Source organism: Streptomyces sp. NBC_01092, from assembly GCF_045039535.1.
Taxonomy (GTDB): Bacteria; Actinomycetota; Actinomycetes; order Streptomycetales; family Streptomycetaceae; genus Streptomyces.
Genome location: NZ_CP108659.1, coordinates 355,919 through 377,267, shown reverse-complemented (window position 1 = coordinate 377,267; position 21,349 = coordinate 355,919). Strand labels below are relative to the sequence as shown.

18 protein-coding genes and 1 pseudogene are annotated in these 21,349 nt (G+C 69.0%); 3 read left to right on the top strand and 16 right to left on the bottom strand.

Translation table 11 applies throughout. The features are described from left to right. Position 1: 1 nt before the first annotated feature. The 10 genes and pseudogenes from OG254_RS01715 to pqqA form a co-directional block, all read right to left on the bottom strand. A complete protein-coding gene (locus OG254_RS01715; RefSeq protein WP_405576617.1) occupies positions 2-1,420 on the bottom strand; it encodes a CBM35 domain-containing protein in 1,419 nt (472 codons plus the stop codon). 262 nt (positions 1,421-1,682) lie between these two features. After that, complete coding sequence (locus OG254_RS01710; RefSeq protein WP_405576615.1) at positions 1,683-3,665, bottom strand: discoidin domain-containing protein; 1,983 nt, start codon at positions 3,663-3,665, stop codon at positions 1,683-1,685. Continuing rightward, entirely contained in the window at positions 3,662-5,620 is a 1,959-nt protein-coding gene (locus tag OG254_RS01705) for a glycosyl hydrolase family 28 protein (RefSeq protein WP_405576613.1), read from the bottom strand. Before OG254_RS01705 ends, OG254_RS01710 begins: the two co-directional genes overlap by 4 nt. 124 nt (positions 5,621-5,744) lie before the next feature. Next, a complete protein-coding gene (locus OG254_RS01700; RefSeq protein WP_405594788.1) occupies positions 5,745-6,833 on the bottom strand; it encodes a glycoside hydrolase family 105 protein in 1,089 nt (362 codons plus the stop codon). Between the two features lie 78 nt (positions 6,834-6,911). Beyond that, positions 6,912-7,262, bottom strand: a pseudogene (locus OG254_RS01695) (chemotaxis protein); the annotation flags it as partial. A 47-nt stretch (positions 7,263-7,309) separates the two neighbouring features. Continuing rightward, positions 7,310-8,449: a pyrroloquinoline quinone biosynthesis protein PqqE gene (gene pqqE / locus OG254_RS01690; protein ID WP_405576611.1), complete on the bottom strand. Its 1,140-nt coding sequence runs from the start codon at positions 8,447-8,449 to the stop codon at positions 7,310-7,312. Beyond that, complete coding sequence (pqqD, locus tag OG254_RS01685) at positions 8,446-8,751, bottom strand: pyrroloquinoline quinone biosynthesis peptide chaperone PqqD (protein WP_405576609.1); 306 nt, start codon at positions 8,749-8,751, stop codon at positions 8,446-8,448. The genes pqqE and pqqD overlap by 4 nt, the downstream gene beginning before the upstream one ends. Beyond that, positions 8,748-9,491 carry a pyrroloquinoline-quinone synthase PqqC gene (pqqC, locus tag OG254_RS01680; protein ID WP_405594785.1) on the bottom strand — a complete coding sequence of 248 codons (744 nt, stop codon included), beginning with the start codon at positions 9,489-9,491 and terminating at the stop codon, positions 8,748-8,750. Before pqqC ends, pqqD begins: the two co-directional genes overlap by 4 nt. 32 nt (positions 9,492-9,523) lie before the next feature. Continuing rightward, positions 9,524-10,411 carry a pyrroloquinoline quinone biosynthesis protein PqqB gene (gene pqqB / locus OG254_RS01675; protein ID WP_405576607.1) on the bottom strand — a complete coding sequence of 296 codons (888 nt, stop codon included), beginning with the start codon at positions 10,409-10,411 and terminating at the stop codon, positions 9,524-9,526. A gap of 10 nt (positions 10,412-10,421) precedes the next feature. Next, entirely contained in the window at positions 10,422-10,550 is a 129-nt protein-coding gene (gene pqqA, locus OG254_RS01670; RefSeq protein ID WP_147995344.1) for a pyrroloquinoline quinone precursor peptide PqqA, read from the bottom strand. Between the two features lie 363 nt (positions 10,551-10,913). Here pqqA and OG254_RS01665 point away from each other — a divergent pair, with 363 nt between their 5' ends. Both OG254_RS01665 and OG254_RS01660 read left to right on the top strand, forming a co-directional pair. Continuing rightward, on the top strand, positions 10,914-11,480 hold the full coding sequence (locus OG254_RS01665) for a PadR family transcriptional regulator (protein ID WP_405576604.1): 567 nt from the start codon (positions 10,914-10,916) through the stop codon (positions 11,478-11,480). 78 nt (positions 11,481-11,558) lie between these two features. Beyond that, a complete protein-coding gene (locus OG254_RS01660; RefSeq protein ID WP_405576602.1) occupies positions 11,559-13,280 on the top strand; it encodes an acyl-CoA dehydrogenase family protein in 1,722 nt (573 codons plus the stop codon). 120 nt (positions 13,281-13,400) lie between these two features. Here OG254_RS01660 and OG254_RS01655 read toward each other — a convergent pair whose 3' ends face one another. Beyond that, positions 13,401-14,063, bottom strand: a complete 663-nt coding sequence (locus OG254_RS01655) for a pyridoxamine 5'-phosphate oxidase family protein (RefSeq protein WP_405576600.1) — start codon at positions 14,061-14,063, stop codon at positions 13,401-13,403. A gap of 285 nt (positions 14,064-14,348) precedes the next feature. Here OG254_RS01655 and OG254_RS01650 point away from each other — a divergent pair, with 285 nt between their 5' ends. Beyond that, the gene (locus OG254_RS01650; protein ID WP_405576598.1) at positions 14,349-15,650 is read left to right on the top strand and encodes a YhgE/Pip domain-containing protein; all 1,302 of its coding nucleotides are present in this window, start codon (positions 14,349-14,351) and stop codon (positions 15,648-15,650) included. Between the two features lie 3 nt (positions 15,651-15,653). Here the strand turns inward: OG254_RS01650 and OG254_RS01645 are convergent, their stop codons facing one another. The 5 genes from OG254_RS01645 to OG254_RS01625 form a co-directional block, all read right to left on the bottom strand. Further along, positions 15,654-16,262: a hypothetical protein gene (locus OG254_RS01645; protein WP_405576596.1), complete on the bottom strand. Its 609-nt coding sequence runs from the start codon at positions 16,260-16,262 to the stop codon at positions 15,654-15,656. A 132-nt stretch (positions 16,263-16,394) separates the two neighbouring features. Beyond that, a complete protein-coding gene (locus OG254_RS01640) occupies positions 16,395-17,828 on the bottom strand; it encodes a cellulose binding domain-containing protein (RefSeq protein ID WP_405576594.1) in 1,434 nt (477 codons plus the stop codon). Positions 17,829-17,875: 47 nt separating this feature from the next. Next, the gene (locus OG254_RS01635; RefSeq protein ID WP_405576592.1) at positions 17,876-19,432 is read right to left on the bottom strand and encodes a beta-N-acetylhexosaminidase; all 1,557 of its coding nucleotides are present in this window, start codon (positions 19,430-19,432) and stop codon (positions 17,876-17,878) included. 42 nt (positions 19,433-19,474) lie between these two features. Beyond that, positions 19,475-20,344, bottom strand: coding sequence for a carbohydrate ABC transporter permease (locus OG254_RS01630; RefSeq protein ID WP_405576590.1), 870 nt, complete (start codon positions 20,342-20,344; stop codon positions 19,475-19,477). Next, positions 20,341-21,333: a carbohydrate ABC transporter permease gene (locus tag OG254_RS01625; RefSeq protein WP_405576588.1), complete on the bottom strand. Its 993-nt coding sequence runs from the start codon at positions 21,331-21,333 to the stop codon at positions 20,341-20,343. The genes OG254_RS01630 and OG254_RS01625 overlap by 4 nt, the downstream gene beginning before the upstream one ends. Positions 21,334-21,349: the final 16 nt, after the last annotated feature.

Here is a 21,349-nt window from a genome sequence, read left to right as displayed (position 1 = left end):
ATCACCCCGCGTACCGGGCGAAGACCTTGAGGAAGTCGTACGGCTGCTGCGGGACACCACTGCAGGAATCGCCGTCGCTGCCTGAGCCGCAGGCCCGGTCCCGGTTGACCGACCAGTAGGTGAGGCGGGCGATGTGGTGCTGCTGTGCGTAGGCGAGCATCGTCTGGAAGTCCTGGATGCGGACCAGTTCCCCGGCGACGTCGGTCTTGCCGTTCATCGACGACAGGCCGATGTGCGCGTACGTTGCCGCGTCGCTGTAGCCGTAGGCCGCCTTCACCTTCGCCTTCAGGCCCTCCATGGCCTGGGTGGTGAGCGTGCCCATGTTGGTGCTTCCGCCGCCGAAGTCGAACGGCATGATGCACCAGATGTCGTTGGCCAGACCGGAGCGCGCGGCCCGGTTGATCATGTCGGCGCCGGTGGAGTCCGGACCCGAGGTGGTGGTGCCGAAAGTGATGATGGTCTTGATGCCCGCGTTGTTCTGCTTGACGATCTTCAGTGCGTCGACCACCCGCTGGCGCACGGTGGCGTTTGCCCACTCGGTGTTCTCGATGTCGATGTCGATGACCTTCAGCCCATAGGCGTTGATCACCTTCTGATACGCGCCGGCCAGGGCGGAGGCGCTGCCGCACTTCTCGCCGAGCTTGGCGCCGCTCCAGCCGCCGAACGAGATGATGACGTCGCCGCCGGCCGACCGGATCGCGTTGATCTTCGCCTGGTCGTCGCCGCCGGTGAGCGGCCGTGAGCCGTCCCAGGCGGGGTTGCAGCCACCGTCGGAGAGGATGAAGGCGAGGGTGAACCACTTCACGCCGGTGGCCGCCATGACCGCGGTCGGGCTGGGCGGATTGCCCCAGCCGAAGTATTCGTACGGGGCGACGGCCATGCCCGGGATCATCGGGGCCGAGGTGCCGGTCTCCAGGTAGTCCAGGTTGGGGGCGCCACCTGCGGTGGTGGCGGTGACGCGGACCGTGTTGCTGCCCGCCTTCAGCGTGGCGGTGATGTTGTTCGTGGCCCAGGTGTCCCAGTCGGGGGTGGCCGCGAAGGCCGTCCCCGTGCCGAGGGTGCTCCCGTTGACTGTGATGGTCAGCGGCCGGTCGGCGGTGGTGCCGTTGGAGTAGCGGATCCCGAGGGCGGCCGTGCCCGCGGCATCGGCGTTGACGGTCCACTCGATCCAGGCGCCGCTCGCATTGGGCGTGTTGACGAATCCTGTGCCCGAGTAGCCGGTGTGGTTGGTGTCGACAGTGCTGCCGGATATGGAGGCGGCGCTCTCCGCCTCGTACCGGGTGGCGTCGGCGTTCGCCGTTCGGTGTGCGGTGGCGGCGGCCCGGGCCGTCGGCATCGACGTGATGATCAGCGGCAGGAGCAGCCCGCAGACGGCGACGAGTATCGCCCAGGTGCGGCGTGGAGGCGCGGCAGCGTGCACGGGGGATCACCCTTCGGAGGACGGAAGTTGGACGAGGACGGGACGGGGACGCGTGAAGCGGGTTAGGAAAGGTTCCTAACCAACACTGAATAGCAGTGCCTCAAAGGCGTGTTGTCAATGGCACCGACAGGGGTCAATTCCGGTTTGTCAGCGGGCTGTTCACCCGGAATTGGGCAGCCTTATCAGGGGCGACGGGAATTCCCGCCGCCCCTCTCCGAAAGGACCTCGAAAGGACCTCGAAAGGACCTCGAAAGGCCTGGTTCTACTCCCTGTCGAGATAATCCAGGTTGGGTGCCCCATTCGCTGTAGTGGCCGTGACGCGAACGGTGTTGCTGCCCGCGTTCAGCGGCACGGTGAGCGTCGAAGTGGCCCAGATGTCCCTCGCGCTCGCCGAGTCCACCGTCGAACCCGCCGAGTACGCAGCGCTCTCCGCCTCGTACCGCACTGGCGTCGGCGTCGATCCGCCGCCTGCGTACGCGGTGCCGAGCCATGCCTCGTCGATCCGAAGCCGCTGGTAGCGGGTCGTATCGGTGGACGCCGCATGGGTGTTGACGACCTCGAGCCGCACATGGCGGGTGGTGGTCGCCGGCAGGTCGACGATCGCCACGCCACGGTGGCTGGGCAGCGTGCCGGTCTTCACCGGGCTGCCCCAGTTCGTGCCGTCGCTGCTGACGTACACCCGATAGTCCCTGATCCGCGCTGACTGCTCGGTGGCGGAGCGTGCGTAACTGACCGAGTCCTCGCGCTGGTTGACGGCGAGGTACTGCACGCGCTTGGCCGAGCCGAGGTCGAAGCGGAGCGAGACGGGGGTGGTCTTGCTGCTGTCCCAGTAGGTCTGGTAGTCGCCGTCCGTGGCCGCCGCGGCGCCGTGCCCGCTCGCCGAGGCGCTGGCGCTCATCGTGTACGAGGAGGGGTCGATGATTCCCTCGCGGCCGGCGGTGATGACCTTGAGGACGGTGTCGTACGCGTCCCAGTCGCCCAGGCCCGTCAGGGTCAGCGTGCCGCCGGACTGGGAGAAGGAAATCGCCGCCCCGGTACGCAGATTGGTGACACCGGTGACCCTGTAGCCGTTGTCCCGCACTTTCAGCGTGGAGGTGTCGGGCGGGGTGAGCACATGCACGTAGTGCCGGAGGGGATCGCTCTTGCTGACGGTCGTCACGCCGTGCGCGCCGTCGTTCCAGAGCCCCGGTTTGAGGCCGCCGTGCAGATAGCCGCCACCATCGACCTCGTTCAGGGACTCCCGGATCGGGCCGAGGTAGCCGCTCGCGAAGTCGTTGAACGCGGCCTGGTTGGCCGGGAACTTGCTGTTGACCTGGGCTGTCTCCGCCATGAGGGCCTTGACGGACGAGCCGGCGTTGCTGACGAGCCGCCCCAGGGTGAGCTTGCGGTCGACGCTCGGATCGGAACCGTCGTACCACCAGGCGCCGGTGGAGGGGAGTTTGAAGTCCGCCTCGATCAGGCGCGGGGCCGAGGTGTAGACGGCCTGCGGGTAGTCGTAGGCCGGGGACATGCCGGTCTTCTGCTCATTGCTGACCATGTCCATGATCGGCGTGTCCTCGTTGTTGTTGCTGAGGGTGTAGTTGGGCCGCTTCTCGTAGATCTTCGAGTAGAGGTTGTTCCGCTCCCAGTAGGCGTTGTCGTTGTCGATCCAGAACCCGCCGAGGTCGGGGTAGCGGTCCATGGCCTCGAAGAACAGGTCGTACGAGTACTCGCCGAAGCCGTCCCGTGTGGTGAGGTCGATGTCGCGGCCCTTGTAGGCGGAGTACGCCGCCGAGTCGAGCCACTCGTGGCCGCCCTCGTCGTGCCACTGGGGGTCGTCGGTCATGTAGAGGATCGTCTTGAGGCCCTTGGCCTTGGCCGCGGCGATCAGCTCGCCGAGGAAGTCCCGCTCGGTCGCACAGCTGCCGGGGATCTTGGAGGGCCAGGGGCGGGCATAGCCGAGCCGGGAGTGGAAGGTGGCCAGGACCAGGTACTGGGAGTGCAGCTTCTGGGCTTCCCGCACCCAGTAGTCCGCGCTCCAGCCGCCGCTGGTCACATCGTTCTCCCAGCCGCTGCAGCTGGTGTGGGCCGGTGCGGTGCGCTGCCCCCAGTGCAGGAAAAGGCCGGAGGTGGAGCCCCGCAGGAAGTCCTGGCGGGGGTGGATCACATCGGCACGGGCGGCGGGTCCTGGCAGGGCGATCACGGCTCCGAGGAGCAGCGCCAGGACGGCCAGAACGCTCAGGTGCAGGCGTCGTCTCCGTCTCATGCCGGGCCGTCCAGGTAATCGAGGTTGGGACAGCCGGCGGCCCCGGTCGCGGTGACCTTGACCTTGTTGGCGCCCGCCGCCAGCAGGACGGGGACGGTCACCGTGCGCCAAGTGGACCAAGCCCCGGTGGGGGCGAAGGAGGCGCCGGCGCGTACGACGGTGCCGTTGACGGCGAGGTCCATGGGCCGGTCGGTGGTGGTGCCGTTCGCGTAGCCGATGACCAGGTTCGCGGTGCCGGCCTGCGCGGCGTTCACGGTCCACTCCACATAGGCGCCCGCCGCGTTGGGCGTGTTCACGAAGCCGGTGCCGCTGTAGCCGGCGTGGTGGGAGTCGATGGTGGAGCCCGCCGGGTAGGCGGCGCTCTCCGCCTCGTACCGCTGCGGCGCGGTCCCGCAGTTCTGCGTCGACCCCGACTGGGTGATCCGCAGGGCGCCACCGCTCGTGTTGTGACTGTCCGCGACGCAATAGCCGGTCACCGTCTGGAAGTTGAGGTCGGCGGGGCTGTTGCTGCCGCGCTGGGCGGTGAAGCGGTCGAAGCGCAGGTGCGTGGAGGTGTTCGCGATGACCGCGGGCCGGCCGTCGTCGGCGCCGAAGCGGACCTCGCTGTCGGTCCAGCGGATGTTGTCGGCGTTGCGGACGTACCAGCCGTACGCGGGCCGGGTGCCGATCGAGTTCGGGTTGTAGTTGTTCGGGTCATTGCTGGGCGGGGTCGTGGACATGGTGCCGTTGCCGCCGGGCACGGTGATGTCGACGTTGTCGAAGGTGACGTCGTGGATGCGGCCGCTGCCGGACTCGCCCCACAGGGTCGGCGAGAAGGACGGGCTTGAGCCGGTGGCCTTGATGTTGGTGTAGGTGATGTTGCTGATGGAGCCGACGCCCGGGCTGTTGCCGCAGCGTTTTCTCGTGCCGACCTTCTGCATGATCGGCGAGTGGACGTCGGTCATGGTGATGTCCCGGTAGTGGACGTCGGTGATCTTCGCGCCGTCCATGGAGACCAGGCCGAGCCCGGACTTGTCCGAGCCGCGGATGGTGATGCGGTCGAAGCGGTAGTCGGTGAAGTCGCCGCAGGTCTCCGAGCCGAACATGAGGGCGTTGCAGCAGTCGGCGGAGAGGAACGAATCACCCACCCGCACATGGCCGTTGGCCAGCTTGGCGCCGAGTGCGTAGTCGCTCTTGAAGGCGAGGGCGTCGTCGTTCGCCTCGAAGTGGGCATTGGTGACGGTGACGTTGGTGGTGGAGATGATGTTCCAGCCGTCGCGGTCCATCGCGGTGTCGATGGTGAGCCGGTCGGAGACCACGTTGTCGCAGCCGTTGATGAGCGCCGCGAAGTGGCCGCCCTCGCGCAGCGTGAGCCCGTCGCCGATGCGCAGCCCGGAGCACCGCGTCAGCGAGATGATCTTGTCGGCTTCGCCGGCAGCAGGGTTGCCGGTGATCAGCGCGCCGTCGCCGTCGATGACGCCGCCGCCCACGAAGCCGATGTCGGTGAGCCGGTCGCCGTAGATCATGGCGTTGTGGAAGTGGCTGTGCCCGTAGTCCTGATAGTCGTCCCACTGGTTGGGCTCGGGCGGGTCGTAGGTGTCGGCGCCGTTGCCGGAGAGGGTGGCGCCGGTGTCGACCTGGAGCGTCACATGGCTCTTCATGTGCAGGGTGTTCTTCGACTCGTACGTCGCGCTGCCGGAAGTCGCCGGGAAGCGTACGGCGCCGCCGCCTGCCGCGTCGGCCGCGTCGATGGCCTTCTGGATGGCGCCGCTGTCGTTGGTGGAGCCGTCGCCCTTGGCACCGTAGTCGCGGACGTCGAACTCCGCGAGTGGCTCGGCCGGTTGGACGACGGGCAGTGCGACCGGTGCGGGCGCGGCGGACACGGCCGAGGGGCGGTCGATGCCCAACAGGCCGAGCAGGGCCAGGAGCGTGACGATGACGGTGCATCTCGTGCGGAACATTCCCGTGCGGCTCATGTCGTCGCCTCCTCGGACGAGTTGATAGGCGCGCAGATTCGTCAGGAGCGTGCGGTAGTCCTGCAGGGACCGGAGGTGTCGCCCAGGGAGCGGTGGAAGCCCCGCTTGAGGCGCACCTGGCGGATTACCTGCCTCTCAGCTGCTCGTTCATGATCAGGAAGGCGCCGAGACCGTGGAAGTCGTCGGTCGCCCTGGTGCGGGCCACGTAGTAGGCGTAGTCGCCGACGTTCGTGCCGATGGAGATGTCGGTGAGGTTGGTCCGGCCGTCGCCGCCGAGCGCGATCTTCGCCAGGACGCCCTGGTAGCCGCGCTGGGCCACGTCCGCGTAGTGGGCGTCCAGATAGCCCTGTTCGGCGCCGCGCGAGAGGGCGTAGGTGAACATGCTGGAGCACGAGGTCTCGGTCCAGTTGTCGCTGCGCCCGCCCTTGTCGATCACCTGGAACCAGCGGCCGGTGGCCGGGTCCTGGTAGCGCTCCAGGCCGGCGGCGAGCTTGGTGAGGATGGCAAGGAGCTGGGTGCGGCGCGGATGGTCGGCGGGAATCGCGTCCAGGACGTTGACCAGGGCCATCGAGTACCAGCCGACGGCCCGGCACCAGTGCTCGGGCGCGAGCCCCGTCTGCGGATCGGCCCAGCTCACGGTCTTGGACTCGTCCCAGGCGTGGCGCAGCAGGCCGTTTCCGACCTGAAGATGGCTGCCGTAGACGTAGAGCTGCTTGGCCGCCTCGTCATGTGCATACGTGGTGTCGGCGAACTCCTTGCCGTACTCGACGAGGAACGGGTTGACCATGTAGACGCCGTCCGCCCACAGCTGGTGCGCGCGACTGTCGGAGGTGGCGTGCCAGAAGCCGCCCTCGCTGGTGCGCGGGTAGGTGTTCAACCGGTCGCGGATCTTGCGGGCGGCGATGCGGTAGCGGTCCTGGCCGGTCTCGTGGTGCAGGATCGTCAGCAGCCGGCCGGCCTGCATGCTGTCGAGGTTGCTGAAGCTCTGCCCGATCGAGCCGTCAGCGGCGACGAAGCGGTCCACATAGCTCTTGATGTACGTCAGGTAGCGGGCGTCGTGCGTGCGTTGATAGGTGAGGTACTGCCCGTACAGGTACAGGCCGACCGGGTAGGACCAGCCGCCGATGGTGGTGGGGGTGTAGCGCGCCATCGTGGAGTCGATCATGGCGGTCGACCAGTCGATGGCGCCCGTGTCGTCGTGCCCGAGGAGCAGGGCGTCGAGGTTGGGGCCGCCGCCTGCGGTGGTCGCGGTCGCGCGGATGGTGTTGCTGCCCTGTCTCAGCGGGACGGTCAGGGACTGGGTGCGCCAGCTGGACCAGCCGCCGGTGGGCGCGAAGGCCGGGGTGGCGGCGGGGGTCCCGTTGACGGTGAGGGCCAGCGGCCGGTCGGTGGTGGTTCCGTTCGCGTAGCGCAGGGTGAGGGCGGTGGCGGCGGCCTGGTCGGCGGTGACAGTGAGCTCGACGTAACTCCCGCTGGTGTTGGTGTAGTTGACGAATCCCGTGCCGGTGAATCCGGAGTGGTTGGATTCGACTGCGCCCTGGAAGATCCGGGCGTTCTCGGCCTCGTACGGCGGAGCCTGTACGTCGGCGCGGCGGGCGTCGGCCGCTGCCGGCGAGGCGGCGCCGGGTGGTGCGGTCAGCACGCAGCCGGCCAGTACCAGGCCCGCTGTCAGCAGCGCATACGGTCTTCTCACGGTCCCTCCGTGCGGTAGATGTAGGGCGGGCTGACGGCGGTGGAATGTCCCTGGTCGGCCCGCTCGACGAGGCCGCGGACCAGGTGGTGGTCGGGCGAGAGCCGGCAGGCCGGGTCGGTGCGGGCTGCGTCGCCGGTCAGCGCGTACGCCTGGCAGCGACAACCGCCGAAATCGCGCTCGCGCTGCGGGCAGGTGCGGCACTGCTCGCCCATCCAGGACGTGCCGCGGAAGCGGTTGAAGGCCTTCGACTCCCGCCAGATCCAGGCCAGTTCATGCTCGGTGACCCGGGGCGGATCCAGGTCGGGCAGCATGGCCGCGGCCGGGCAGGGCAGCACGGAGCCGTCCGGTGCGACGGTGAGCGAACGGGCACCCCAGCCGCCCATGCAGGGCTTGGCGACGCCGTCCACGTAGTCGGGGGCCACCCAGACCAGCTCCATGCGGCCGGCGAGCCGCGTACGCCAGGTCTCCAGGACCTCGCGGGCGCGGGCCACCTGATCCGGGCCGGGCAGCAGGGCGTCGCGGTTGCGCAGGGCCCAGCCGTAGAACTGGGTGTTGGCCAGCTCCAGGCGGTCCGCGCCCCAGGACAGGGCGAGGCGGATCAGGTCGTCGAGGGCGTCCAGGTTGGCCCGGTGCAGCACCACATTCACGCCGAACGGCAGCCCTGCGGCGCGGACCAGGCGGGCCGCCTTCTCCTTGGCGGCCGACGCCCGCGCACCCGCGATGCGCTGGGCGGCCCCGGCGTCGGAGTGCTGCACGGACAACTGGACGCTGTGCAGGCCGGCCGCTGTCAGTCCCTCGAGGCGGGCCTGGTGAAGGCCGACGCCGCTGGTGACGAGCTGGGTGTGGATGCCCGCCTCCACCGCGGTCGCCACGATGGCCGTCAGATCGCGCCGCAACAGCGGTTCGCCGCCCGACAGATGGGTCTGTACGACACCCAGCGCGGCGGCCTGGCGCAGCACGTCGGTCCACTGCTGCGTGGTCAACTCTACTGACCGGCCAACCAGTTGGTCGGGGTTCGAACAATAGGCGCAGCGCAGCGGACAGCCGTGGGTCAGTTCGGCGAGCAGGGCCCAGGGCGGCTCGGGCACGGGGACCGAACCCTGCGCGGCTGCGGGGTGGGGCAGGGCGGAGGTCATCGCAGCCAGCCCTCCTCGCGCAGTCGCGCCAGGAACGCGGGCACTTCCGATGCCACGGGGGCGTCGGGGTGGCGCTCCGCCAGGACGGCGACGATCGCACCGAGGTCGCGTACGCCGTCGCAGAGCCGCAGGATCTGCCCACCGGCGCCGTGCAGCACGACCACCCGCTCCGGCAGGAGCAGCAGGTCGCAGCCGCGTATCCGGTCGTGGCGGAGCATGACCGAGCGACGGAGCGCGGGCCGCCAGCTCATGACAGGTTCGGCCTCTCGCACCCCGGCTGCGGCCGACGTATCGCCCGTCATGCCACGCCTCCCTCGGCTCGGTCCACCGCGTCGAGCAGCGACCAGAGCACCTCGCACTTGAAGGTGAGGGCGGCCATGGCGCGCTCCTGCTGCTCGCGGGTGCGGGCCCAGGCGAGCACCAGAGCGAGCGCTTCCTGACTGTCGCGTCGGCCCTGCCCGATCCGCCCGCGGAAGTAGCCGAGCCCCGCCTCGTCGATCCACCGGTAGTGGCGCTCGAAGGCGGCGATGCGGGTGCGCATGATGGCGGGGGCGGTCAGTTCGGTCAGGGACGCGGCGACGGCGTCCAGTGCGGGGCGCAGCCGGCAGAAGTTCACATAACCGTCCACGGCCAGCCGCACACCCGGCAGCACCGCCCGCCCGTCGAGCAGCAGCGACCGCTCGATCCCGGCGGCCTCGCCGAGGCGCAGCCAGCGCTCGATGCCGCCCTCGCCGTCGACGGTGCCGTCGTGGTCCTGGATCCGCCGCAGCCAGCTGCGGCGCAGTGCCGCGCTGTCGAACTTGGCGAGGATCAGCGCGTCCTTGACGGGGATGTGCCGCTGGTAGTGGAACCGGTTGGTGATCCATCGGCGCAGTTCGCCGGGGGTGAGATCGCCCGCGTGCATCCGTACGTTGAAGGGGTGGCGGTCGTGGTAGGACTCGGCGCCGACGGTGCGTAACCGCTCCTCGAACTCCGCGGCGCTCCATGCTGGCGCGACCTCAGGAAGCGGGGCGCGGGGTGCTACCGGGGCCGGCGCGGGCAGGGGCAAGGCGGCGTCCGGCTGGGCGTTGGTGGTCAAAGCTCTATCACCATCCGGTCGGTGGCGGTCTCGAGTCCCCAGGCGGCGAGCTGTTCGTGCTCGGCGGCGCCGGGGTCCCCGAGGGGATTGGTGTTGTTCAGATGCGTGTAGAGACAGCGGGCTCGCAGGGCCGACAGCCGGTGCGCGGTGCCGCCCGGTCCCGCGATCGGCAGATGTCCCATGCCGGTCGCGGTGCGGGTGGAGAATCCGGCGCGCAGCGGTTCGTCGTCGTCCCAGAAGGTGCCGTCGACCAGGACGCAGTCGGCGCCCTCGCAGGCCTCCTGGAACTCCTCGCTCCACACCGCGAGCGCGGGAGCGTACAGCAGCGTCTTGCGCGCGGCGGGATCGTGCAGCCGTAGTGCCACCGACCACATCGGCTCGTCCGTGCCGGTACCGGCCGCATAGCGGGGGCGCTTGGCCGACACCGGGACGGCGCTGACCGTCAGCTCGCCCAGCGGTCTCGGGAGGGTGGTCAACTCCCCCCATTCGATGCCGGTATAGGGGCCGAGGACCTCGCCCAGGCTCAGCCGGTCGAGGAGCGCGGTGAGCACCGGGGCCGTCGCCAGGACCTCGACGCTGCGCGCCTCGCGCAACCGGGCCAGGCCGAGGGTGTGGTCGAGCTCCGCATCGGTCAGCAGGACTCCGGCCACGGGGGTCTGGCGCGGGCCTGGGCCCGGGTGCAGCTCGGGGCTGTCCTCGATCTGGTCGCCGAGGTCTGGGGTGGCGTTGACGAGGTACCACCGGCCGGCTTCGGTGCATACGGCGAGACTGGCGTGCCGACGGCGCCGCTGCGGGTGTGCGCGCGCCCCGGCACAGCCGGGACACGCGCAGTTCCACTGGGGCAGTCCGCCGCCCGCCGCGGTGCCGAGCACCCGCAGCAGCATGGCGGAGCGGCTACCGGTCGGCGAGGGCGTAGGCGGTGACCTCGAGCGCGGTCTCGACGACCGCGTACCCGGGGCTCTGCCAGGCGCTCTCCTCCGATGTTTCCTGTGCTTCCTCCATGACGTCCAGGACAGGATTCATGGGTGGGGCCTGCCTTCCTGAGGTGGGGGGTTCAGGAGTGAACGAGGTGCACGCCGTGATGCGGCGCGAGGACACAGAACGCGATCAGGGGTTCATTGGGGTTCATATAACTGATCTGCATTCAGCTACATAGCTACATGCATCAGAGTGGCGACTTGGCCGTACCCGGTCAATGGTCTGGACGAAGAAGGTCGGAGCAATACGCCGGGGTGTCATATGAGCTGCCCCCTGTCACGCCCAAGCCTTGAGCTCGCCCTGCACTGGCGGTCGGGGATCGACCGGGCGACGTGTCACGGCGTGAGCCCCGTCTCATCCGGGCATGGCCCCTTGGCTATGCAACGAGTTGCATATGAAGATCGAGGAATGGCGCTCGAGCACGCGATCCTCGTCTCCCTGCTGGAGAAGCCGGGCTCCGGCTATGAGCTGGCCCGGCGGTTCGACCGGTCTATCGGATACTTCTGGACCGCCACGCACCAGCAGATCTACCGCGTTCTCAAGCGCATGGAGAGCGACGGCCTGCTCACCGTCCGCGGGTTGCCTCAGCAGAGTCGGCCGGACAAGAAGGAGTACTCCGTCGTAGGCCCCGGCCGCGCCGCCCTCGCTGAGTGGCTGCACGAACCGATCGAACCCGAGAGCATCCGGCACGACCTCGCCGTGAAGATCCGCGGCGCGGCCTTCGACGACCCGTCCGTGCTGATCCGTGAGGTCGAACGACACCACCAGGTGCACAGCGACCGGCTCGCGCACTATCTCGCCGGGGAACTGCGCGACTTCACCGGCCCGACGGCCCCCACCTCGCTCGACGCCGGTCAGGAGCTCCAGCATGTCGTGCTGCGCGGCGGCATCGCGTACGAGCGGATGACGATCGCCTGGCTCGACGACGTACTCGCCACCCTCCACCGACTCTGCACGCCGCACCCACACCCCTGAGCCGCCGGCCACCGCCGCCCGCGCTCCGCGACCTTCATTCCCTCACCCTCACCCTCAACCCACGGAAGGCGGACCTCCATGGCCGACTCCCTCCTCTTCAACCCGCGCACGTACGACCCGGCACAGTTCGACCCGGAGACCCGCAGGTTGCTGCGTGCCACCGTCGACTGGTTCGAGGACCGAGGCAAGCGCAGGCTCATCGAGGACTACCGTTCCCGCGCCTGGCTGGCCGACTTCCTCGCGTTCTCCGCCAAGGAAAGGCTCTTCGCCACCTTCCTCACCCCGGCGTCCGCCGCCACCGGCGACAAGGACCAGCGCTGGGACACGGCCCGGATCGCCGCCCTCAACGAGATCTTCGGGTTCTACGGTCTCGACTACTGGTACGCGTGGCAGGTGACCATCCTCGGTCTCGGACCGGTCTGGCAGAGCGACAACGCTGCGGCTCGCGCCCGCGCGGCCGAACTCCTCACCCAGGGCGAGGTGTTCGCCTTCGGCCTCTCCGAGAAGACCCATGGCGCCGACATCTACTCCACCGACATGCTGCTGACGCCGGACGGCAACGGCGGCTTCAGGGCGTCGGGTTCCAAGTACTACATCGGCAACGGCAATGCCGCAGCGCTCGTCTCGGTCTTCGGCCGGCGCACCGACATCGAGGGCCCGGACGGCTACGTCTTCTTCGCCGCCGACAGCCGCCACCCGGCCTACCACCTCGTAAAGAACGTCGTCGACTCCTCGAAGTACGTCAGCGAGTTCCGCCTCGAGGACTACCCGGTGGGCCCGGAGGACGTTCTGCACACGGGCCGCGCTGCCTTCGACGCCGCCCTCAACACCGTCAACGTCGGCAAGTTCAATCTCTGCACCGCCTCGATCGGCATCTGCGAGCACGCGATGTACGAGGCGGTCACCCACGCGCACAACCGCATCCTGTACGGCCGCCCCGTCACCGCATTCCCGCACGTGCGCCGCGAGCTGGCCGACGCGTACGTCCGCCTCGTCGGCATGAAGCTGTTCAGCGACCGCGCCGTCGACTACTTCCGCTCCGCCTCGCCGGACGACCGCCGCTACCTGCTCTTCAACCCGATGACGAAGATGAAGGTGACCACGGAGGGCGAGAAGGTCATCGACCTGATGTGGGACGTGATCGCCGCCAAGGGCTTCGAGAAGGACACCTACTTCGCGCAGGCCGCCGTCGAGATCCGGGGGCTGCCCAAGCTGGAGGGCACGGTCCACGTCAACCTCGCGCTGATCCTCAAGTTCATGCGCAACCACCTCCTGAACCCGGCCGAGTTCACACCCGTGCCGACCCGCCTCGACGCGGCCGACGACACGTTCCTCTTCGATCAGGGACCGGCCCGTGGCCTCGGCTCCGTACGCTTCCACGACTGGCGCCCCGCCTACGACGCGTACGCCGGCGTCCCGAACGTCGCCCGCTTCCGGGAGCAGGCCGACGCCCTGTGCGAGTTCGTCACCACCGCGGCCCCCGACGAGGAGCAGAGCCGCGACCTCGATCTCCTGCTCGCCGTCGGCCAGCTGTTCGCACTCGTGGTGCACGGCCAGCTGATCCTGGAGCAGGCCCGCCTGACGGGCCTTGACGAGGACGTGCTCGACGAGCTGTTCTCCGTCCTCGTCCGCGACTTCTCCGCCTTCGCCGTCGAGCTGCACGGCAAGGACTCCGCCACTGCCGATCAGCAGAGCTGGGCGCTCGGTGCGGTCCGGCGTCCCGTCGTCGACGAAGCGCGTTCGCAGCGCGTCTGGGAGCGTGTCGAGGCACTGTCCGGGGCGTACGAGATGGCGCCCTGACGGCGTGCCCAGGGGGCTCGTCGACCCGTGACGGTCATGGTCCCCGGGAGCAGTGACACCCGTACCGTGGCCCTCCGCGCGCCCTGCCGCGCGGAGGCCGCGACGGTACGTGGTGCCGGATCAACCCCTGCCCGGCAGCGATCCGGTATGAATTCCCGCGGTCTGCTCGCTCTGGTGCGGCGGGAACTGGTGCTCGGTTCGGGGGACGAAGTAATCGGCATCCTTCGGCCGCTGGGCCCCGGGGCGTGGACGCGGCGCCGGCTCGAGATGGGGGATGTGCTTCGAGCAGTGCACATACGCCTCCTCCACCGTGATGTGCACCCAGAATTCGGGCCTGCGTCCCGGAGCGGTGTCCACAGGAAGGTGGGGGTAGGCCCGCCGCTGCTCCTCGTCCCGATGGAGCCGAGCCGCGCCATTGACGTGGAGGCCGATGTGGTCATGGGCGAAGTCGACGAAGAGCAGGCCGATATGAGGGTTCTCGGTGATGTTTCCCGCACTGGCGAGGACGCCGTTGCCACGGTATTCGGGGTAGGTGAGGGTGCCGTCGTCCAGCACCGTGACGAAGCCCGGGGGGCCGGCACGGAAGGTGACGTCACAGGCTCCGCCGGCGTCCGACGTGGACAGGAACGCCATGGTCTGCCGTCCTATGAAGTCCGTCATCTGTGGGGTCAGACAGGTCTGCACCTGGCGGTCGTAGAAGGTGGCGGCTTGGTCGGCCGTGCCGAGAACGTGCTGCAGGCGGCGCTCGCCGACGGAGCCCGTGGATTCGTGGGGGTGGGTCACGGAATGCGCTGCCTTCCTCTGGCCTTCAGCTGGGCGTGGGGAGCGACGGCACTCTAACTCCGGATGCAGCACGGTGTCGTGGGCGGGACAGCCAGGCGACCCGCGACCGGGTCGTGTCGTGGAGTGATGCCCTGACGACAGAGGGCTATCGTCGCTCGAGGGTCGGCCGAGCTCGTCACTCCCGAGTGTGTGGACTGCTGTGGCACAGGGCGTACGGCTCCTGTGCCACAGCCAACTCCGCAGGCAGGTCCAGACAGCGCAGGACCGTGTCCCCATGGGAGTTCCATGACCGCGCCGGGTTCCGGGCAGCAGCCATCGCTCGCACGCGCCCTTGTTGTGGCGCGTCACGGAAAGCTCTGGCTGGTGCCGACCATCCTGTGCGCACTGGTGGCCCTGTGCCTGACGCTGCTCTACTTGGGTGGCATCCTCAACCCGAACGGGAACCTGCGCGATCTGCCGATCGCCCTGGTCAACGAGGACAAGGGCCCGCCGCTGCCGGGACAACAACAGACCTTGGGCGCGCAGGTGAGCAGCTCGGTCACCGCAGCGACCCCGGCAGGCACCGTGGAGTGGCGCCGGCTCAGCCAGGCCCAGATGGAGGACCAACTGGCGTCGGGCAAGATCTACGGCGCCTTGGTCATCCCAGCCGACTTCACCTCGTCGGTGGCGGCGCTGACGACCCCTCAGGCCACGGCGCAGCCCGCCCTCACTGTCCTGACCAACCCCGGCCTGGGCAGCCTCGGCTCCTCCTTGGCCAGTCAGATCACCCAGCGCGCGGCTCACCAGGCATCCCTGTCGATCGGCCGACAGCTGACGACCCAGCCTTCCGCCCAGGGCGTCAACGCCACGACCCGCGTGCTCCTCGGCGACCCGATCACCGTCACCACCCAGGTGGGCCACCCCCTCGGCAAGCACAGTGGCCTCGGCCTGACCGCCTTCTACTTCACTCTGCTCCTGGTGCTCACCGGGTTCGTGGGCGGAAACATCATCACCAACGGCGTCGACGCGGGCCTGGGCTACACCGACAACGAGATCGGGCCCTGGCACACCCGGCGCCCCACGGTGCCGATCAGTCGGACGCAGACGCTGCTGCTGAAGATGCTGATGACCGCGGGCATCACCGTGCTCACCACCAGCCTCCTGATGATCGCCGCGATCGGGATCCTGGGCATGGACGCGTCGCACCTGCCACTGCTGTGGATCTTCTCCTACTGCGCGAGCCTGGCCGTGGGCCTGGGAGTGCAGGCCATCAACGCGGCCTTCGGCGGGATCGGTCAGGTGGTGTCCATGTTCGTGTTCATCGCCCTGGCCCTGCCGTCCTCGGGGGCGACGATTCCCCTCCATGCCGTTCCGGGCTTCTACCGCTTCCTGGCGCTCTTCGAACCGATGCGGCAACTGAGCGACGGTGTGCGGGCCATCCTCTACTTCGACGCCCGGGCCGACGCCGGGCTGACCCGCGGTTGGGTCATGATCGCCATCGGCGTTGCCCTCGCCCTGCTGTTCGGCTTCGCCATGACCCTCTATTACGACCGCAAGGGCCTGCACCGCCTGACTGCGCGGCCTGCCACAACAGATGCCGAGGACTGAAGATCATTCCTTGTGGTAGCCGAGTTCGAGGTAGCGGGCGCGGGTGCTCCAGGAGCCGAGGTCGGGCGTGTTGGCCAGGATGTCTTGCCAGGACTGGGCGCCGGGAGCGGCCGCCTTGCCGGCACGGTCCCCCTCACCGTGCGCGGGCAGCGGATGGCCGGGGCGCTCGGCCCAGAGCCGCACTCCCGACCGCGCCTCGGACTCGCGGACCGGCTCCCACCAGCCCACCGAGAACATGCCGGCGAGCTGGTGCATGGCGATGAAGCTGAGCACGCCCTCCTCGGGGTCCGTGCGGTCCGGGCGCTCGGTGAGGGCGTGCCAGAGGATGTACATGTTCGGTAGCCGCACCTCGGGCTGGAAGCGGTACACGAGCCGCTCCAGCCTGATCGAGCCGATGCGCGGCAGCTGTACCCGGGTGAGCGGTACGACTTCGCGGACGCCGCCGGTCCACGTCAGTCTCTCGTTGCGGCCCATGTAGCCGGGCTCGCTGAAGACCGTGACGTGGAGGTGTTCCCTGCGATCAGGCCGGCGGTTGTGCAGCAGGCCCGCCCCGGCGACGGCGCCGCCCACGGAGGCCAGGCCCGCCAGGAGGATTCTGGTCTTGCGGTTCATCGGGACGCGCCACCTCGCTTCTGACGGGACGGGCGGCCTCCATGATGCGCCACCACGGCCCGCTGATCTACCGTCAGGTCCCGGGCCGAGGGGGCACTTTGGGAGGTCGGATGCCGCCGCCCGCAGAAACGCCTAGCTGTTGGGGACGGTGTCCTCGAACGTGATGCCGGCCGTGCGGTAGGTGCTGATCTTGGCGGCGACCTCAGCGGGGCTCAAGACCTGGTCCTTGACGTGCAGGACGTAATCGACCTGCTCGTCGTAGGCACGCGGGGTGGTGCTGGTCTGGCCCGCGAGGTCGATCAGCCACTGGTTGAAATTGATGGACATGGGGCGCTCGGGCAGATAGGCGGCGTCGTGGGTGCCGAAGAGCCCGCCGTCGACGTAGTACTTGATGGTGCTGTTGTCGATGGTGAGCACCAGGTCGTGCCAGCCCGCCCAGCTCTGCCGGGACTCGGTGTGCTGATTGACGGCCTGCCAGGGATCGGGGTTGTAGGTCTCCCAGGACGTCGTGTACAGGATGTTGGCCGGCTCGCCCCAGCCGCCGTTGGGCAGGTACTCGAAGTCGTACTCCGCGTAGTCGTCGGCCATGGGCGCCTTGAGGTCGTTGATGGTGAAGAACGTCTGGACGAGGCGGTCACCGTCCGGTCCGGACACCGGCGCGTCGGCGAACTTGACCCGGGCCGCGTAAGTGCCGTTCTTGAACTTCATCGCCTTGGTGAGGACTTCGGTCTGCTTGGTGCTCTCGGGCGTTCCCGCGGTCGAGGTCCGCAGGTTCATCACCGAGTTGCCGCCGGAACTGGCGAAGGTGACGTTTTCCGGGGACCACGTCGCACCGGGCACTCCGGGCCCGCCGGAGTTCGAGCGAACACTCCAGCCGTTGGCCGAGATCTTCGGGTCGCTGGAGCCGCTGTAGTTGAAGTCGTCGAACAGGCTCGGTCCGCCGGCCGGAGGGTCGGTGGGCGGGTCGGTCGGGGGATCGGTCGGCTCGTTGCCCTCGGGGGCAGTGCCCCACACCGTGCTGCCCGACACCTGGGCGGTGATCTTCGACCAGTCCGCGTACGACGTCTGGGCACCGCCGAAGGAGTAGTCGTCGCTCTGGTTGAGGGGCTGCCAGTCGGCCCGGTGGAAGCGCAGTTGCATGTCCCCGGTGTCGGCTCCGGCGGCGAGGGTGCCCGCCCCTGAGGTGAAACCGATGTCCAGGTAACGGTCGGCCGTGGCCGTGGGGTTGGCCAGTGTGCCGAAGGTGCCGGTGATGTTGGCGCAGCCCTTGACCGCCCAGGAGCAGGCGAAACGGTAGGCGGCGCCGGCCGAGTCGGCCCTGAAGTAGTAGCGCACCTTGACGGTGCTGAGCGGCAGGGCGCTGTCGCCGGTGTTCCTGACCTTGAGCCAGGGTTCGGCCTGGTCAGCCGATGCGCCCGTGGCGCTGGTCCGGTACTGCACCGTCACGTTGTCCGTCGCGGCGCTCGCGGTGCCGGTCAGGGCGGTGAGACCGACGGTGCCCATGGCCATGGCCACAGCGGCGGCTGCGGCGACGCGCAGTCTGTTCGGCTTGGTTCGGGACTTCATGCTGAATCCTTCCGGGACGGGATGTGGGGTTCGTCGTGCTCGGGGGATCAGGGCTGTGCTGTGGTGCGGCTTCCGGGATGGCGGCTGACGCCGAGGGCGTCGAGGCGCGCAGTGTGCCGGGCCAGACGGGAGCGGAACTCCGCCAAGGGCGTGGGACCGCTCCAGGCGCGGTCCGCCAAGGCGCACAGGCGCGGATAGGTGAGGTACTCGAGGCGGGAGGGCGTTGCGGCGTACTCGGTCCACAGCTGCGCCTGGGTGCCCAGGATGCGGGCGGCGGCTTCGGGTGCCGCCCCCTCGGGGACGGGATCGTGCGCGTGTACGTCCTTCAGCGCCACGACGGCTCCTGGCTGCGCCGGCTGCTCCTGGGTACCGCTGCTCTGCGGATAGTCGAAGTAGGTGGCGCGGTAATGGGCGTTGATCACGTCGTGGCCGCGCCCGGCGGCGGCAAGGGCATGCGCAGGGTCGCGCCAGGCCATCACGGTGAAGTCGTCGGACAGCTCGGTACCGGACTCGGCCCAGCCGACCGGCCGTCGACCGTTCCGGACCAGGAACGCTCCGACGCGGCCCATGAACCACCCGTGCAGTGCGGCGGGACCGCTCAACCCCGCATACCGGGCACGCGCCCTGGCTTCCGGGCTCTGCTCCCATTCGGTGACGGGGCACTCTTCCCCGCCGATGTGGAGGTAGGGGGAGGGGAAGACGTCCATGACCTCCTCCAGCACGGTGCGGCAGAAGTCGAAGACCTCCTCGTGGACGCCGAGGACGGTGTCGCAGACTCCCCACCTGGTCCACACGTCCAGCACCCGGTCGGGACGGTTTCCCAGGTGCGGATACGCGGCCAGGGCGGCACGGACGTGGCCGGGCATCTCGATCTCGGGCATCACGGTGATGCCTCGGGTAGCCGCGTACTCCACCAGGTCGGTCAACTCGGCGCGGGTGTAGGCGCCGCCGTGCGGCACGCCGTCGTAGTCATCGCTGCCGGCGCGGATCATGGACTGGAGTCGATGGGCGCCGATCTCAGTGAGCTTGGGGTAGGCCGAGATCGGCATCCGCCAGCCCTGGTCGTCGGTCAGATGCAGATGAAAGACATTGATCTTGTGCAGGGCGAGGAGGTCGACGTAGCGGCGTAGGTAGGACACCGGCTGGAAGTGGCGGGCCACGTCGAGCATCGCTCCGCGCCAGCGGTGCCGGGGGATGTCCGTGATCTCCAGGCAGGGAATTGACCATCGCACACCACGCTGCGGGGATGCCGCCAGGGCCTGCACGGGCAGGAGCTGGCGGATCGTCTGCACTCCGCGCAGCAGGCCGGTGGCCTGTGCGGCGCGCAGCAGCACGGAGTGCTGTCCGACCGTCAGCCCGTAGCCCTCGCTGCCGAGTCCGGTCAGGGCCGGGTCGAGAGCCAGGACGACGGCTGCGTCCTCGGCGGATTGCAGCGGCAGACCGGTGGCGGGGGTGAGCAGGGTGCGCAGCAGCTGGGCGGCGGGTTCGGCACCGCTGCTGATGCGCAGGCAGGTATCGGGGCCGAAGGTGAAGTGGCCGGCTCTGGCATGGGCCTTGGTGGGGCGGGGGAGCAGGGAGAAGGCCACGGGCGGGGGTGCGGGCACAGCTGTCTCCGGGGGTCGGGTGCGGGACAGAGCGGGGGAGTGTCAGCCCTTGACGGCGCCGGCGGCGAAGCCGGCCGTCACATGGCGCTGGAGCAGCAGGAACACGGCGAGCGCGGGGAGGGCGAAGAGTGTGGAGGCGGCCATGGTGGCGCCCCAGTCCGTGCCGAAGACGTTCTGGAAGGAGGACAGCCATACCGGCAGGGTGCGGCTGTCCTGGTGCTTGATGATCAGGAAGTTGGCGTAGGTGAACTCGTTCCAGGCGGTGATGTAGCCGAACAGTGAGGTGGCCATCAGCCCGGGGGCGAGCAGCGGGAAGGCGATGTGACGGAAAGCCGTCAGGCGTGTGCAGCCGTCGACCTGTGCCGCCTCCTCCAGCTCCGGTGGGATGGCGGCGATGAACCCGCGCAGCACCACGATGGTGAACGGCAGCGTCATCATGAAGTAGACCAGCGTCAGGGTGGGCAGCCGGTCGAGCATGCCGGTGTCGCGGGAGATGATGTACACCGGGATGATCAGCGCCTCCCACGGCGCCATCTGCGCGATGAACACCATGAGCATGAACTGCCGTCTGCCGCGCCAGCGCATGCGGGCGACGGCGAACGACGCGCCCAGTGCGACAAGCAGGGAGAGCAGGACGGCGCCCAGGGTCACGAGGATGCTGTTGCGCCAGAACAATCCGAAGCCGTCGGCGTCGACAGCGGCACGGAAGTGGTCCAGCGTCCAGGTCTGGGGCAGCAGTTGGGGACTGGCGGACTGGATGTCCCGGCTGGGCTTGAACGCGGTGGCGACCATCCAGTAGACGGGGAAGAGACAGACTACGACGATCACTCCGGCGGCGATGTGCAGCGGCATGCGCCGAAGCCGAAGCCGGGGGCGCGTCGTGCTGCTGGTGACGCCTCGCGGGACGCTCATAGGGCCTCGCCCTCCTGGCGGAACATCTGACGGAAGTAGAAGACGAGCACGCCGGCCAGCATCAGCACGGTGACCATCGAGGCGGCCGAGCCGAGGTCGTAGCGCTGACTCGACAGCGCGGTCTGCACGGCGTAGACGGGCAGGATCGTGGTGGCGTCGCCGGGGCCGCCGTTGGTCATCACCCAGATCTGTACGAACGCCTTGAAGGTCCAGATGACCTCCAGCGAGAACACCAGCATGAAGATCGGCCGGATCATGGGAAACGTGATGGCGCGGAAGATGCGCCGTGCCGAGGCGCCGTCGATGCGCGCCGACTCGTACAGTTCCGTCGGCACGGTGACCAGGGCCGAGTACAGGGTGATGGCCGCGAACGGCACCGACTGCCAGACGATCAGCGCGACCAGGATGCTGAAGGCGGCCGTGCCGTGGGCGAACCAGGGGTAGCGGTCGAACGACGTGAACCCCAGCTGCTGCAAGGCCCAGTTGACGATGCCGAACTCCGAGTGGAACAGCCACTGGAAGACCGTCGTGGCGGCGATCACCGGCATGGCCCAGGTCAGCACGAGCGCACTGAGTACGGCGATGCGGCCCACGCGGCCCAACCGCTCGATCACCAGGGCGACCAGGGTGGCGAGCAGCATGATCAGGGCGACGTTCACGGCCATGAAGAGGAACGTGCGGCGCACGACCTGCCAGAAGTGGGCATCCGTCAGCAGGGTCTCGTAGTTCCGCAGGCCCACGAACCGGGCGTCACCTTGGATGAGTTGACGCAAGCGGAAGTCCTGGAGCGATATCAGCACCGTGCGCACCAGGGGGTAGGCGAGCAGATACAGCATGCCCAGGACCGCGGGGGCGATCAGCAGATAGGGCCAGGCTCCGCTCCCGACGGGCCCGCGCCCGCGCTTGCCCCCGCGGCCCGGTCGGGCGGAGCCGTCGGCCGGCCGGGGGAGCGAGGTGGGCGGAGCGCCGGCTTCACGGACGACGGTCACGATGTCCTCTCCTCTC